We start from the raw sequence: 16065 nt of genomic DNA, 5'->3' as shown, positions 1-16065 counted from the left end.
GATGCCGTTGCCATGTCGCTACCCAAACACCATCTGGAATTGCTCAGCCCTGCACGGGACGTGAGCATCGCCCGTGAAGCCATTCTGCATGGTGCCGACGCGGTCTACATTGGCGGGCCAAGCTTCGGCGCTCGACACAACGCCTGCAACGAGGTCAGCGATATCGCCGACCTGGTGAAATTCGCCCATCGCTACCATGCGCGGATCTTCACCACGATCAACACCATCCTGCATGACGATGAGCTGGAGCCGGCCCGCAAGCTGATCCACGAACTCTACGACGCAGGCGTGGACGCACTGATCGTGCAGGACCTGGGCGTCATGGAACTGGATATCCCGCCCATCGAGCTGCACGCCAGCACGCAAACCGACATCCGCACGCTGGGCCGGGCCGGGCAAAGTTTCTCGATCAGGCGGGCTTCTCGCAACTGGTTCTGGCGCGGGAACTGAACCTGCAGGAAATCCGCGAGATCGCCAGCGAAACCGACGCGGCCATCGAGTTTTTCATTCATGGCGCGCTGTGCGTGGCATTCTCCGGGCAGTGCAACATTTCCCACGCGCAGAATGGCCGCAGCGCCAACCGGGGCGACTGCTCGCAGGCCTGCCGCCTGCCTTATACGCTCAAGGATGATCAGGGCCGCGTGGTTGCCTTCGAAAAACACTTGCTGTCGATGAAGGACAACAACCAGAGCGCCAATCTGCGGGCGCTGGTCGAAGCCGGCGTGCGCTCGTTCAAGATCGAAGGGCGCTACAAGGACGCGGGCTACGTCAAGAACATCACGGCCTATTACCGCCAGCGCCTGGATGACATTCTCGAAGACCGTCCGGACCTGGCACGCGCCTCCAGCGGGCGTACCGCGCACTTCTTCGTGCCGGACCCGGAAAAGACCTTCAACCGCGGCAGCACCGATTATTTCGTCAGTGACCGCAAGATCGACATCGGCGCGTTCGACACGCCGACCTTTACCGGGCTGTCAGTGGGCAGCGTGGAAAAAGTCGGCAAGCGCGACCTGATCGCCGTGACCCACGAGCCGCTGTCCAACGGCGATGGCCTGAATGTGCTGATCAAACGTGAGGTCGTGGGCTTGCGCGCCAACGTCGCCGAGCTCAAGGGCGAGTTCGAGGAAGACGGCGAGAAGCGCTGGCGCTATCGCGTGGAGCCCAATGAGATGCCGGCCGCCCTATCCCGCGTACGCCCCAACCATCCGCTGAGCCGCAACCTGGACCACAACTGGCAGCAGGCCCTGCTCAAAACGTCCGCCGAACGCCGGATCGGTATTCAATGGCAGGTCGAACTGCGTGAAGAACGCTTGAACCTGACCGCCACCAGCGAGGAAGGCGTCAGCGTCACCACGCACCTGGACGGCCCGTTCGGCGCGGCCAACAAGCCGGAACAGGCGCTGGACCAGTTGCGTGACCTGCTGTCCCAGTTGGGCACTACGATTTATCACGCGCAGGACATCAGGCTGGATGCGCCACAGGCCTTCTTCGTACCCAATTCCCAGCTCAAAACCCTGCGCCGCGACACCATCGAGGCGCTGACCGAAGCGCGCCTCAAGGCTCATCCGCAAGGCGGTCGCAAGGCTGAAACCACACCGCCGCCGGTCTACCCGGAGTCGCACCTCTCGTTTCTCGCTAACGTGTACAACCAGAAGGCCCGCGACTTTTACCACCGTCACGGCGTGCAACTGATCGATGCGGCGTATGAAGCGCACGAAGAAACCGGCGAAGTGCCGGTGATGATCACCAAACACTGCCTGCGCTTCTCCTTCAACCTATGCCCGAAACAGGCCAAGGGCGTGACCGGCGTGCGCACCAAGGTAGCGCCCATGCAACTGATTCAGGGCGACGAAGTGCTGACTCTGAAATTCGATTGCAAGCCGTGTGAGATGCATGTGGTGGGCAAGATGAAAGGCCACATTCTGGACCTGCCGCTGCCAGGCAGCGCCGCCGCCAAGGCAGTTGTCGGGCACATCACCCCTGAAGACCTGATGAAGACCGCGCGCCAGCGTTCCCCACGCTGACGCTGATCGGGTCAGGAGCCCGCAGCGTGCGGCTTCCTGACCCTTCCGGCCGACTCAGGCCACTTTGAAACGGCTGACCAGTTGCTGCTGATGTTCGGCCAGTCTTGCCAGTTCCAGACTGGTCATCGCTGTCTGCTCGGCACCGGCACTGACCTGAATCACCAGATCATTGATGTTAGTCACATTGCGATTGATGTCCTCGGCCACCGAGGTCTGCTCTTCCGCGGCAGTCGCGATCTGGATGTTGCGATCATTGATGTTGGCCACCCCTTCAGCGATCTCGGCCAGCAAAGTACCGGCGCGCACGATGTTGCGGGCTCCGGCCTGAGCCTTATCGAGGGTCTGCTGCATGGAAACGCTGGCGCGATCCGATCCGGATTGCAGATTACTGATCATCTGCTGAATGTTACCCGTCGACTCCTGAGTCTTCTGTGCCAACGTTCGCACCTCGGACGCCACCACCGCAAACCCGCGGCCATGATCACCAGCCCGGGCCGCTTCGATGGCCGCGTTCAGGGCCAGCAGATTGGTCTGCTCGGCGATGCCGCGAATCACTTCCAGGACCGAGGAAATCGCGTCGCTTTCGTGCTTGAGCTCGGCGATGATCCCGGAGGTCTGCTCCGCCTGCACGGAAAGCTGCTGAATCAGCCCGATGGTGTTGTCGATTTCCGTGCGCCCTTCGCTGGTGCTCTGGTTGACCTGCTGCGAAGCCAGCGAGGCATCGGTGGTGCTGCGGGCGACGTCCTTGACTGTTGCGCTCATCTCATTGATGGCGGTCGCTACCTGCTCGGTGCCCTGACGTTGCTGCTCGACGCTTTTGCTGGTTTGCAGAGTCACCGCCGAACACTGCTCGGCGGCGGTGGCGACTTGCGCGGTGGCATTGCCGATTTCCTGCACAATGTCGCGTATTTCATGGCTCATGGCATTGAGGTTCAGAACGATCTGTCCGAATTCGTCACGGCCCTCGTAGTCAGCCCGTGCCGTCAGGTCGCGGCGCGACAGAGACAGCAAGGTCCGGTTGACCTCGCCAACGGCAAAATTGATGTTACGGATGATCAGCCATACCAGCGCGAAGACCGCAAGCAACGCCGCGACGGCCGAACCCAGAATCAGCCAAAGATTGTTGCTGGCAGTGTCCCGCGCCTGCGCCGCGAGGACACCCACATTGTCGCTGAGCTGGCCTTCGACCTCGCCCATCAGGTCGATGCGCCGGGTGGCGACTTCGAACCAGGCCTCGGGCTTGACGCCCAACGACTCGCCCAGTGGACGTTCGACGGCCAGGCGTTGCAAGCGAACCACTTCCTGGGCCGAGGCATCCTGCAATGTCCCGTCCAACAATTGAATGAAACGCTCCGCAGCCTTGCGACGAAACCCGTCAGAGTAGGCTGAGAACTCGCCCAGATTGCGGCTGAAACGGGACAGCAACGCCGAATCGAAGCGGTCCTGCGTGAACGCGATACCCAGAATGAAGCGCTCGCGACCGGCCCGCTCTTTCATCTCGATGAACTGGTTGAGTGCCGCCAGCGCATGCACCAGTGACGCGTCGTTGACGCTGGCTTCAAGGGACTGGGTGTAGCCAACCAACGCCTGAATCATGTCGGTGTAACGCGCGCCCGACTCGGTGCTGTTGATGGTCAGCTGGTCGATCTGCTCGCGACTCGCCTTCAGACGCTCAAGCGCGCTGAGCACTTTCTCGATCTGCGGATTGCCCACATTCGGGATGGCGCGAACGGCCTCCACCGACCGGTTGCTGTCCTCACGCATCACCGCCAGCCGGTCGCGCATCGACTTGCCCTGGCTGCCGATGAACACGCCGCTGGCCCCTCGCTCGCGCTGCAGGTTGGTAATGAGTCGGCTGAGCGTCTGCGCATCAGTACTGGCGGTGACTGCGCGATTCATCTGGGTCAGTGTCTGGTAACTGTCATAGACGTAAAGCGACGCGAGCCATAGAAAACCCAGCAATGGGAACAGCAGGATCATGAGTAGTTTGAGTCGTAGCGGAGCGTTTCTGAGCATAATCCTTCAAGCCTCGGTCATGGCCGTTACGCATGTGCGTAACCGTATCGCCTGCGTCCGGCAAATGTTTCAAATCTCGCATGAGACTCCATTTCGCCATCACCCGCTTGAACGACTATGCACTTTCCTTGCCCCTAATATGCAACTGAATAGCTATTTCCGACGTACGCACTCCATATGCGTGGTTTTCCACACCGGGTCGGTTTCCACATCGGTGACCGTAAACCCCTGCTTTTCCCAGAAGCGAATCGCGCCGGGCAGAAACGGATGCGTGTGCAGGTACAACACCTCTATCCCACTGGCGTCGGCATGAACCCAAAGCGCTTCACACAAGCGACTGGCCAGACCGTCGCCCCTGAAGTCCGGCATGACATAGAGACGCACGATTTCGACGGTGTCGCGACCGGTGTAATCCAGTTGCGCGAAGCGATGGTCGAACGGCAGGTAACCTACAGCCGCGACGATTTCGCCCTCCTTTCGGGCAATCAGGAATTTGCCCCGCTCGCCTTTGAGATAGACCTGATCGAACGCGGCCAGATCGGCCGGGACTACCGAGGTGTCCATCATGGGGAATATCTCGGCCCGCGCACGCATGACGAAGTCGATGACCTCGGGAATGTCGGCGTGGGCGACTTCATTGATAGTCAGGGTCATGGCAATGGTTCAGATCAGCTGAATGTGGACGCAGGGTAATACAAATGCTGCGCCATTTTGGGCGAACGGGAATAACGCGCAGCCGCTGATATCACCCATGCTGCGCGAGAACATGACTCTCAGGACGCCGAACGTACGCGTTTGCAGCGTTCAACAGCCTCGTTCATGCACACCTTTACAGCGCGAGGCGCCTGCTACGCACCATTGCAATGCAGAGCACGCAACCTTCATAAACCTCGCTCTGAAGCCCGCGCGCCACGTCAAGCGCCCGGAAACACTTGCTCTGAAGCCCCTTGTCAACGATCAGTGCCAAGCTGGCACAACCCCTGCATTACCTTCATCAATCCCCACCTTGACCAAGGTCGGGCCGCCCCGGTTGATCGATGAAGATCGCCAGTCTCACAGAGACCACAGGGCTATCAGGTGCATCCGGCAACGAGGCTCGATCCGCACCCTTGAACACCCATAAGAGAACAGGCAAAGGCGCCTGGAACCGATAGGTTCCGGGCGCTTTTTTTTGCTTCAAAAAACCTGATTGGCCTCGGCCGGGACTCGCTATGAACACCACAGTCTTCCCCCACAACGATGTAAAAACCCTGATCGTCGTCGGCAATGGCATGGTCGGTCATCATTGCGTCGAGCAGTTGATCGCAGGCGGCGCACTGCAACACTATCGCATTCACGTGTTCGGCGAGGAGGCCCAGCGCGCCTACGACCGCGTGCACCTGTCGGAATATTTCACCGGACGCGATGCCGATTCGCTGGCCATGAGCGAGATGGCGCTTTACGAGCAGCCAGGTCTGACCTTGCACCTTGGCGTACCGGTGCTGGAGATCGACCGCGACCGCCACGAGATCATTACCTCCCAAGGCTGCTTCAGCTACGACAAGCTGGTGCTGGCCACCGGATCCTATCCGTTCGTGCCGCCTATCGAAGGCGCGCAGGGCAATTCGCGCCTGGTCTATCGCACGCTGGAGGACCTGGACGCCATCCGTTACGCGGCCTCCAAAGCGCGCCGCGGCGTGGTGGTCGGCGGCGGGCTGCTGGGGCTGGAAGCGGCCAATGCGCTCAAATCCCTGGGCCTCGAAGCCCATGTAGTGGAGTTCGCGCCACGCCTGATGCCGGTCCAGCTGGATGATCTGGGCGGCGCTGCCTTGAAGGCACGAATCGAAGCCCTTGGCGTCGGCGTACACCTGTCTCGCGCCACTCAGTCGATCAGCGATGGCAAGCAATATCGCTACCGCATGAACTTCGCCAATGATGAGTTCCTCGAAACCGACCTGATCGTGTTCTCGGCCGGTATCCGCCCGCAGGACGCTCTTGCCCGCCAATGCGCACTGGAGCTGGGCCCGCGCGGCGGCATCGCGATTGACGAGCACTGCCGCACCAGCGATGCAGACATCTACGCCATCGGCGAATGCGCGGCCTGGAACGGCAGCGTGTTCGGCCTGGTCGCACCCGGCTATCAAATGGCACGTGGCGTCGCGGCACAGTTATGCGACAAGGACACCGAACCGTTCTTCGGCGCCGACATGTCCACCAAGCTCAAATTGCTGGGCGTGGACGTCGGCTCAATTGGAGACGCCCACGGCGCGCTGGCGGGCGCGGTCAGCTATCGCTACATCGACGAAGCCACCGCCAGTTATCGCCGTTTGGTAGTGTCGGCTGATGGCAAGCACGTGTTGGGTGCGGTGCTGGTCGGCGACAACAGTTATTACGACACCCTGCTGCAATACGCGCAGAACGGCATCACCCTGCCAGCCGATCCATCCAGCCTGATTCTGCCGCACAGTGAAGGCGCGCCCACACTGGGTGCCGATGCCCTGCCCGCCACCGCCACCATTTGCTCATGCCACAACGTCAGCAAGGGTTCGATCTGCTCGGCCATCGACAATGGCTGCACCGACCTTGCCGGCATCAAGGCCTGCACCAAGGCGGCGACCGGCTGCGGTGGCTGTACGGCGCTGCTCAAGCAGGTGTTCGAACACGAACTGATTGCCCGTGGCGTCGCTGTCGATAAAAGCCTGTGCGAACACTTCGCCTACACCCGTCAGGAGCTGTATTCGATGGTGCGCGTCGAAGGCATCGAATCCTTCGAAGAACTGCTGAGCCGTCATGGCAAAGGCGCTCACGGCTGCGACATCTGCAAGCCAGCGGTCGGCTCGATTCTCGCTTCCTGCTGGAACCGGCCGATCACCGAGCCTTCACTGGTGCCACTGCAGGACACCAATGACACGTTCATGGCCAACATGCAGAAGAACGGCACCTACTCGGTCGTGCCGCGTATTCCGGGCGGCGAAATCACCCCGGACGGACTGATTGCCATCGGCGCGGTGGCCAAGAAGTATGACCTGTACACCAAAATTACCGGCGGCCAGCGCATCGACCTGTTCGGCGCGCAACTGCATGAGCTGCCGGACATCTGGAGCGAGTTGATAGCTGCCGGTTTCGAAACCGGTCACGCCTACGGTAAATCGACACGGACGGTGAAGTCCTGCGTCGGCAGTACCTGGTGCCGCTACGGGGTGCAGGACAGTGTGGCGATGGCGCTGCGTATCGAGGACCGCTACAAGGGCCTGCGCTCACCGCACAAACTCAAGTTCGCCGTGTCCGGCTGCACCCGTGAATGCGCGGAAGCACAGAGCAAGGACGTGGGCGTGATTGCCACCGAGAACGGCTGGAACCTGTACCTGTGCGGCAACGGCGGTATGCGTCCGCGCCATGCCGAACTGTTCGCCACCGATCTGGATGATGAAACCCTGATCCGCTACATCGACCGGTTCCTGATGCTGTACATCCGCACCGCCGACAAGCTGCAGCGCACTTCGGTGTGGCGCGAGTCGCTGGAAGGCGGCCTGGATTACCTCAAGGCCGTGATCCTTGACGACAGCCTGGGGCTGGCAGCGGAACTGGAAGCGCAAATGCAACTGGTGGTCGACCGTTACGAGTGCGAATGGGCCAACGCGCTCAAGGATCCGGAAAAGCTCAAGCGCTTCCGCACCTTCGTCAACGACGGCCGGGGAGATCCCGACGTGCAGTTCGTCAAGGAGCGCGCTCAGCGTCGCCCGGCAAAGCCTGAAGAGCTCGCGCTCATCCCATTGTTCAAGGAGGTGGTCTGATGAACCCGTTCGACACGGCCTGTGCAGAAAACACCCAGTCCGCACTTCACCTGCACTGGCATGCCCTGTGCGAGCGCCAGGACCTGGTTGCCAACTCAGGTGTAGTGGCCTGGCACGAAGGCACGCAAATCGCGCTGTTCTACGTGCCGCAGACGGCGGAAGGCGAAAAGCTCTACGCCATCGACAACCGCGACCCCAAGTCCGGGGCCAACGTGATCGGTCGAGGGCTGATCGGCCAGATTGCCGGAGATCTGGTCATCGCCTCGCCGCTGTACAAACAGCACTTCCGCCTGCACGACGGCAGTTGCCTGGAATACCCCGAGCAGCGTCTGGAGGTCTGGCCGGTGCGATTGAATGGCGATCAGGTCGAGATCGCCGTCTAGACAAATGTTCGTGGACAAGTCCACTCCTACAGATCTTGCTCCGCTCTTGGGAGTGGACCTCACCATCCCTGCAGATCGCGCTCGTGGGAGTGGACTTCTCCACGAAGGCAGCGTCAGGGGCCTCATAAAATCGTCCGTCAATCGGTCCTGAAGTCCGGCCCCGCTCACGAAACAGCGATTCGAGCGCGGCAACAAGAACAATTTATCTGTATATCCATACAGATAAAACTTGCCCATTACGCCTTCAAAGTTCATCCTTGCAGCCTTCACCACCGGTAATCGAAGACGGTAGTCATGCGGCTGTTCCTTTGCGAAAAACCCTCCCAGGCCAAAGACATCGCGGCTGTGCTCGGCGCAACGCGGCGTGGTGACGGTTGCTGGGTGGGTGCCAATGCCACTGTCACCTGGTGCATCGGCCATTTGCTCGAAACAGCCCCGCCGGATGCCTACGATGCCCGGTACAAACGTTGGGTGCTGGAGGATCTGCCCATCGTTCCGCAACAGTGGAAGATGCTGGTCAAGCCACGCACCGCCAGCCAGTTCAAAGCAGTCAAGCGCCTACTGGGCGAGGCGAAGGAGCTGGTGATTGCCACAGACGCGGACCGCGAGGGCGAGATGATTGCCCGTGAGCTGGTCGATCATTGCCGTTATCGCGGGCCGATCCAGCGCCTGTGGCTGTCGGCGCTGGACGATGCGTCGATTCGCAAGGCGCTGGCTACCCTCAAGCCCGGCGCAGATACCTTCAGCCTCTATCACTCGGCATTGGGCCGTTCCCGCGCCGACTGGCTGATCGGCATGAACATGAGCCGCCTGTTTACGCTGCTGGGTCGACAATCAGGTTATCAGGGCGTGCTGCCGGTCGGGCGCGTGCAGACCCCGACCCTGCGGCTGGTGGTGGACCGCGACCGCAGCATTGCCCATTTCATCCCTGTGCCGTTCTGGGCCATCGATGTCACCCTGCTGCACGACAACCAGGCGTTCGTGGCCCAGTGGCGTGCGCCGTCGGACGTCTGCGACGATCAGGATCGCTGCCTGAATCAGCCGCTGGCGCAACAGGCGGCAGAGGCCATCCGTGAGGCGGCCAGCGCCCGACTGGTCAAGCTGCGCACCGAGCGGATTCGCGAAACTGCGCCCCTGCCCTTCGACCTGGGCACCTTGCAGGAAATCTGTTCGAAAAAACTGGGCCTCGGCGCGCAGGAAACCCTCGATATCGCCCAGTCCCTGTACGAAACCTACAAAGTCATCACCTATCCGCGCAGCGATTGCGGCTACCTGCCCAACAGCCAGCACGGCGAGGCTGCAAGCATCATTGCGGCGCTGGGCAAAGCCGATCCTGCGTTGGGAGAGTTGCTGCCACACCTTGATGCGAAGCGCCGCTCACGGGCCTGGAACGACGCCAAGGTCAGCGCGCACCACGGCATCATCCCCACCGCCGCGGCGCGGGGTATCGAACGCCTGACCGGCAAACCAAGAGCCGTCTACACGCTGATCAGGGCCCGTTATCTGGCGCAGTTTCTACCCAATCACGAATACGACCGCACCCAGGCTGATTTCGATTGCGCGGGTCACGCCTTGCGCGCGGTGGGCAAGCAGATCGTCGAGCCGGGCTGGAAGCGCGCAATGCCCGAGGCTCTGGCGCCAGCAAAAGGCCGCGAAGCCCCAGCCCCGCAGCCGTTACCCGCGCTGTGTCAAGGCTGCGACTGCGCTGTTTCCAACGTCATGCTCAAGGATTTATGGACCCAGCCGCCCAAGCCCTTTACCGAGGGCGATCTGATCAAGGCGATGAAAAACGTCGCCAAACTGGTGGAGGATCCGCTGCTCAAGCAGAAGCTCAAGGACACCACCGGCATTGGCACCGAGGCGACGCGTGCAGGCATCATTCAGGGCCTGCTGGATCGCGGTTACCTGACCAAACAGGGCAAGGCGCTGTGCGCCACGCCCGCGGCCTTCAGCCTGATCGACGCGGTGCCGCGCGCCATCGCCGACCCCGGCACCACTGCCATCTGGGAACAGGCTCTGGACATGGTCCAGAGTGGCGAGATGAGCCTTGAGGAATTCGTCACCCGTCAGGCCGCCTGGATGAGCAAGCATGTCAGCCGCTGCGTCGGCATGCGCATGTCGATCAGCGGTCCGGCAAGCCCTGCCGGTGTGAAGCCGCCGTGGAAGAAAAAACGCAAGGCCAGCCCCCGCAAGGCAACCGGCAGCAGCGACAAGGCCAGCGGCACGGCAGCGAAAAAACCGCGGCGTGCCAGGGCGGTCAAAGCCTGAGCCGTCGTGTACAGGCGGCGATCAGCGCAAGAGAATCAAATCAGTAATTGCACAACCAGGTGTACCCACATGTCAGACCGCGAAATCATCGTCCCTCCCACCATGGAACTCATCATGGACCGTGCCGGCTACGCGCCAGCGGTCAGGGTAGGTAATACGCTCTATTGCTCCGGGCAGGTCGGCCGTACGCGGGACATGGAGGTGATTCTGAACCCCGAAGCGCAGTTCATCGCCTGCTGGGAGAACCTGCGTACGGTACTGGCCGAGGCTGGCTGCACCTTTGATGACATCGTCGACATGACCACTTATCACGTGTCGATGAGCGAGCACATGCCAGTGTTTCGCGACGTGAAAAACCGCCTGTTCCCACGCGGACAATGCGCCTGGACCTGCATCGGCGTCGCCGAACTGGCGCATCCCGGTCTGTTGCTGGAAATCAAGTGCATTGCCGTGATACGCCAGCCTTGATCAGACGGACGCTACTGAAGAACGGGCTTTCAGTTGCTCCAGCATTGCCATGTCAGTGCGTTCGAAACGCAGCGGCGTGACGGAAACACCGCCATTCATGACCACTTGGGTTTCGCTGCCAGGGGCATCCACGCGGTCGTGACGATGGATACTCAACCAGAAGTAGTCGCGCTCGCGCATGTCCGTGCGTGAAGCCACTTCCAGCGTGTCGATACGACCAGCCCCTTGTGCAGTGAACTGTACAGGGCCCGCCTCTGATGCCGGAACATCCGGAAAGTTGATGTTCAGACAACTGCCCTGCTCCCAACCCAGCCCCCAGACCTTGCGAATCACCTCGGGAGCCAGTTGCCGCGCCGTGTCCCAGCGGACCGAATCGCGACGTGTCAGGGCCTGACTCAGGGCGATTGAGGGCACACCCAACAACAGGCCGGCCATCGCCGCGCCGACCGTGCCGGAAAACATGGTCTCCACGCCCAGGTTCGCGCCTTTGTTGATGCCGGACAGAATCAACTGCGGCGGCTGGCCCATCAGTTGTTGCAGGGCCATAGCCACGCAGTCGGCGGGCGTGCCGGAGACTGAAAACCGATGCTTGCCACGCTCGGTCACGCGCAACGGGTGGTGAATGCTTAGCGCATGGGAGATACCGCTCTGGTCGTGGTCCGGCGCGACGACCCAGACCTCATCGGCCAGTTCGCGTGCGACTTCCTCCAGCGCCAGCACCCCCGGCGCATCGATGCCATCGTCGTTGGTGATCAGGATTCGGGATAGCTTCTGAAAAGGCATGACTGCTCCTGTCATAACAGCGCTTGTCATCAAGCGCCACACTGCTCTACCGCCCTATGCCAGAGAGCGGTAATCCATTCACTTTCAAACCATGGCTGGCAATGAATCAGAGGCTGGAACGCAACGGGATCTCGTGGCGCGATGACTCGGCCTGCGTGTCGTCCAGGCCCACCATTTCATCATGGACGACGCCCTGGCTCAGAAAAAGACGCACATCCGGCACTGACGAAAGCACCTTGCGCGCCTCCTCTACCGACGCAATGTGCAAGGGTTTACCATGGGAATCCTCGACCGGTACCGACTTGTCCGCAACGAGCGCGTGCAGCACGTACGAGCCGCCCTCCATCGACACCAGATTGAGTTCGCGAATCTTGCCAGCCTTGATGTCGCTGGACAGGTCTTGAATGTTCAAAATCACACCTCCGTGGGCGTTCCGGAAATCAGAGCGTCACAGAAATTGAGCCTGACGGAGCGCTAACGTTCCATCGCGAACGCCTCGGAAAACCACGATGATGCCGACAGGCGTCGGCATACCATTACATCGTGGTCCGCACGCCTCTGGCCAGCCTGACGTGCGTGCCGGCCAGAGTGGCGGGCACCATCACTTGCCAAGCAGTTGCGCGGCATCGAAACCCATTCGCAAATTTCCCCAGTGGCGCCCGTCAAAGAAGAACGGCACGTCGATCTCGGTCATGATTTCCCCGGTATCGCGCAAGTAGGTCTGCAGCAGGAAACGCTGCTTGTTGCCCGCCGCACGCAGGCCGACCGGGTCTGAGAACATCCGTTTGTTACGGCACACCGGCAAGTCGATGGCGCGATCGCCAGTCGGTTTCTGCGACACCCAGCTGTTGTTGACCGGGCAATAACCCTTGCTGTCGACGATGAACGACACCTTTCCGCCACGCGTGCCTTTGGTCAGCTTGTCGCATTCCTCCTGACAGATCAGGGCGAAGCGCTCGGTGTAGCTGGTCATGTACTGTTTGGGATCGGTGCCCGGAATCAGTTTGTAGCTTTGATCGAACAGGTTGACGCCCTGCTTGTGCAGCTCGGCCAGACGCGCCTGCAGCACATCCCGGCACTGACTGGCGCGCGTAATGGCGGCATCCAGCTCGCCGTGGCCCAAGACGAAACGCCCCAACAGCGCCTGCACCCGCTCGGCAACACCAGAAAGATCACGGGTGGCCGTCGCGGAGTGCTGCATGCGCTGATCGATGGCCTGGCTGTCGGCGTAGATACGTGTGACACGGTCGTTGATACCGGTGTTGGTGCTGGCAAATTGCTGGATATGTCCGGCAATGTCGGCGAGCTTGCCATTGGTCGACTCGAAGTCGCCGATCATGCTCTCGAAATGTCCGGAAGCACGTTCCACGACCTGCTGGGTTTCGCGCGCGCTCTGACTGATCTGAAGGGTCTGTTCATAGGTGGAACTGACCTCCAGCAGCATCGCGTCGATATTCTGAGAGATGTCGTCTGTCGCACGGCTGACGTTCTGCGCCAACGTGCGCACTTCGTCGGCAACCACAGCGAAGCCGCGACCGCTTTCGCCGGCCCGAGCCGCTTCGATGGCCGCGTTGAGGGCCAGCAGGTTGGTCTGCGAGGAAATCTGCTGGATCAGGCCGACGATCGATTTGATGCTCGATGAGCGTTCATTCAAGGCCGACACCAATACACCAAACTCATTGAGGCTGCTGGAGATCTGGCTGATGTTGCCGGTCACCTCCAGCAGCTCGGAGTACGAGCCGCGAGCCATGCTCAGGTTCTGCGCGGTGGTGCTGGAAATACCTTGGGTCTGTTGCGACACGTCTTCAATGCTGCCCACCGCCATGTTGCTCTGATCCATGACCTCTTTGGCAAAGCGAGCCTGATCGGTGGCGCTGTCGCTGGAGTCGCTGATGTTCTTCAGCGAGCGCGCCGACTCGACCGCGATCTGCACCGTCAATGCCTGAATGCTACTGATGACTTCGCGCTGCTTGGCCAGGAAACGGTTGCAAGTGCTGGCCAGAACGCGAATTTCATCGTGGGTCAGCAACGGAAGATCCTTGGACAGGTCTCCCTCACCATTGGCGATCTCTTCCAGTGCCCCGGTCATGAACATGACCGGACGCACAATGAGGTGACGCAGGTACCAGACCATGAAGCCGACCATGCCCAGTGTGAACAGCGCACTGACCAGAATGGCATTGCTTAGAACGTCCAGCTTGCCTTCGATACGGGCCAGCACTCCGGTTTCCAGTGAAGCGCCACGCAACAGCGTCAGGATGTCTGCGCGTACGCAGAGCGCTACCCAGTACAGCAGTGCACTGACAGCGACCAGCAGGAAAAGGCTTGAGAGCTTTTTGGTCAGCGTGTTGAAAAACTGCTTTTCGACCGACTCGTACAAAACCCTTAACGTTTGCATTCCGCTGCTCCTGGGTGTGAAAGGTATTCGATTTCATTGCAGACGGTGTGGTTAACGTCTGTTAGTGCAAAAGCTTTAACAATCCTGAATGGACAGGCAGCATCAAACCGCTCGGGCCTGCGAACAGGCGACGCGCGGCGGGATCGCGAGGTTACGCGAGATAATGGCTTATAGATATCAAAGCCGGAACCGGTCCACTGACTGCGAAAGCTGGCCAGCCAGAGCCGACAACTCGTCGGTGGTGGTTGCCGTTTCACCGATGACCCGGCTGTTGCCTTCCGACATGCTGGCGATCATCTCCACCTGATGGGCGATTTCGTTGCTCGCCAGGCTCTGCTCGCCAATCGTGCGGGTGATGTCGTTGACCAACTGCGTAGTGCTCAACGTCGCGTCAAGGATGTCGCGAATGGCGCGCTCCACTTCAGCCGTCACCGCCATGCCCTTATCGACCTGCGCCACGCCGGCCTCCATGCTGGTCACCGCTTCTCGGGTACTTTGCTGGATCCGCGCCACCATGCTGGCGATCTCCTGGGTTGACGCACTGGTGCGTCCGGCCAGACTGCGCACTTCATCGGCCACCACGGCGAAGCCACGACCCTGCTCTCCGGCACGCGCCGCCTCAATGGCTGCGTTGAGTGCCAGCAGGTTGGTCTGATCCGCGATGCTCTTGATCACTTGAATGATGTTGAAAATGGCCTCCGATTCCTTGTCCAGCGTGCGAATCACCTGCGCCGACTGTTGCGCCGAACGGGCGATGCCGTCCATGTCGCTGACCACCTGATGAATCACGCGTCCGCCGTTCTTGGCCAGCGCCTCGGCCTGATTGGCCATTTCCCGTGCCTGTTCGGCATGGCGGGTAATTTCTTCGATGCTGGCGGTCATTTCACTGGCGGCCGCCGACATGGTCGCGGCCGCCGAGCTTTGCTGCTGGCTGCTACCCGCCACCTCGTGACAACCACTGCTCAACTGCCCGCTCATGCCGCTGACACCATGGGCGTTGCGCCTTACGACCTCGATCATGCCGCGCAAGTCACGTTGCATCACCGCCAGGCTGCGAATCAGCATGCTGGCCTCATCGCGGCTGCGCGGCTCGACAATCGGTTCGCTGAGATTGCCGTGCGCGATGCTGTCGGCGATGCGGCTGGCAGTCTGCAACGGCAGCATGATGCTGCGCGTTACCCAGAGCCCTTGCGCGCCCAGCAGCAACAGGCTGACCACCAGCACGACACCCAGGGTGACATTGGTGCTGCGGATAGCTTCTCGCGTGGCCGCGCCGCTGGCCTTGGCGTTGTCCTCGATCAGGGTGCTCAGGGTCGACATCTGATCTTCCAACTGAGTGAAGGCCGCCGAGAACGTACCCAGTTCCTGCTGGGCACGATCTGGACTGTCCAGCGCCAGAGCGACGATGCGCTCGCCCGCTGTGACGTAGGCGTCCAGACTCGGCCTGATCTTGTCCAGTTCGGCTTTGAGACTGTCATTGAGGGGCAATTGAAGGTTGTTGCCGAGCACTTCGCGAAAATGCGCCGCGTGTTCTTTCAAGGAGGACTCGATTTCAGCACGCGGGGTGTCGCTCTTGCCCACCCCCACCAGCATGGCCGAAAGCACATCCGCACGCAGTGCGTCGTGCATCATGTCGGCTTCAAGGTGATTGCTCAGCGCAGTCATGCTGACCTCGTTGTCGATCATCGCGCCTTCCATCCGGCTGTTGCCCAGATAATTGACCAGACTGATGATCACAACAGCCAGCACACCGGTGGCTATCAACAAGAACAAACGGAGTTTGATCGACATCCTGAAGCTCCCCTGCGGTCAATGAAGTAACGCGAGCTGCGGATTGCTCTTATACCGAGCGTATCGACGCCTGTTCCCGGATATTTAAGACTATTTTGAGGAAACTGTTTTTTCATCGGCGATCAAAAGGCTGAAACGTGCGGCAGCAGGACCTGACAGGC

Annotated in this window: 10 protein-coding genes and 2 pseudogenes; 5 read left to right on the top strand and 7 right to left on the bottom strand. The window is 60.7% G+C overall.

Features of this window, described 5'->3' with window-relative positions; genetic code table 11:
* The first annotated feature begins 12 nt into the window (after window positions 1–12).
* Window positions 13–2024, top strand: a pseudogene (locus BZK31_RS05335) (peptidase U32 family protein).
* 54 nt (window positions 2025–2078) lie between these two features.
* Here BZK31_RS05335 and BZK31_RS05330 read toward each other — a convergent pair.
* Both BZK31_RS05330 and BZK31_RS05325 read right to left on the bottom strand, forming a co-directional pair.
* Entirely contained in the window at window positions 2079–4004 is a 1926-nt protein-coding gene (locus BZK31_RS05330; RefSeq protein WP_415639615.1) for a methyl-accepting chemotaxis protein, read from the bottom strand.
* A 189-nt stretch (window positions 4005–4193) separates the two neighbouring features.
* Window positions 4194–4694: a GNAT family N-acetyltransferase gene (locus BZK31_RS05325; RefSeq protein WP_083181753.1), complete on the bottom strand. Its 501-nt coding sequence runs from the start codon at window positions 4692–4694 to the stop codon at window positions 4194–4196.
* Between the two features lie 557 nt (window positions 4695–5251).
* On the opposite strand from BZK31_RS05325, the gene nirB reads away from it, so the two are divergent.
* The 4 genes from nirB (at window position 5252) to BZK31_RS05300 (ending at window position 10932) form a co-directional block, all read left to right on the top strand.
* Complete coding sequence (gene nirB / locus BZK31_RS05315) at window positions 5252–7813, top strand: nitrite reductase large subunit NirB (RefSeq protein WP_083181752.1); 2562 nt, start codon at window positions 5252–5254, stop codon at window positions 7811–7813.
* Window positions 7813–8196 carry a nitrite reductase small subunit NirD gene (gene nirD, locus BZK31_RS05310; protein ID WP_083181751.1) on the top strand — a complete coding sequence of 128 codons (384 nt, stop codon included), beginning with the start codon at window positions 7813–7815 and terminating at the stop codon, window positions 8194–8196. Before nirB ends, nirD begins: the two co-directional genes overlap by 1 nt.
* A gap of 294 nt (window positions 8197–8490) precedes the next feature.
* Window positions 8491–10464, top strand: a complete 1974-nt coding sequence (locus BZK31_RS05305; RefSeq protein ID WP_083181750.1) for a DNA topoisomerase III — start codon at window positions 8491–8493, stop codon at window positions 10462–10464.
* A gap of 69 nt (window positions 10465–10533) precedes the next feature.
* Window positions 10534–10932 (top strand): RidA family protein, encoded by a 399-nt coding sequence (locus tag BZK31_RS05300; RefSeq protein ID WP_083181749.1) that lies wholly within the window; start codon window positions 10534–10536, stop codon window positions 10930–10932.
* Here the strand turns inward: BZK31_RS05300 and surE are convergent, their stop codons facing one another.
* The 5 genes and pseudogenes from surE to BZK31_RS30530 form a co-directional block, all read right to left on the bottom strand.
* The gene (surE, locus tag BZK31_RS05295; RefSeq protein ID WP_083181748.1) at window positions 10933–11715 is read right to left on the bottom strand and encodes a 5'/3'-nucleotidase SurE; all 783 of its coding nucleotides are present in this window, start codon (window positions 11713–11715) and stop codon (window positions 10933–10935) included. It abuts the gene before it with no gap.
* A gap of 106 nt (window positions 11716–11821) precedes the next feature.
* Window positions 11822–12133 (bottom strand): DUF6482 family protein, encoded by a 312-nt coding sequence (locus BZK31_RS05290; RefSeq protein WP_167377847.1) that lies wholly within the window; start codon window positions 12131–12133, stop codon window positions 11822–11824.
* Between the two features lie 183 nt (window positions 12134–12316).
* The gene (locus tag BZK31_RS05285; protein WP_083181746.1) at window positions 12317–14113 is read right to left on the bottom strand and encodes a methyl-accepting chemotaxis protein; all 1797 of its coding nucleotides are present in this window, start codon (window positions 14111–14113) and stop codon (window positions 12317–12319) included.
* 177 nt (window positions 14114–14290) lie between these two features.
* Window positions 14291–15016, bottom strand: coding sequence for a methyl-accepting chemotaxis protein (locus BZK31_RS30535; protein ID WP_415639620.1), 726 nt, complete (start codon window positions 15014–15016; stop codon window positions 14291–14293).
* Between the two features lie 132 nt (window positions 15017–15148).
* Window positions 15149–15904, bottom strand: a pseudogene (locus BZK31_RS30530) (MCP four helix bundle domain-containing protein); the annotation flags it as partial.
* Window positions 15905–16065: the final 161 nt, after the last annotated feature.

The sequence above is a fragment of the Pseudomonas floridensis genome (genome assembly GCF_002087235.1).
Taxonomy (GTDB): domain Bacteria; phylum Pseudomonadota; class Gammaproteobacteria; order Pseudomonadales; family Pseudomonadaceae; genus Aquipseudomonas; species Aquipseudomonas floridensis.
This window is presented reverse-complemented; position numbering and strand designations above follow the sequence as displayed.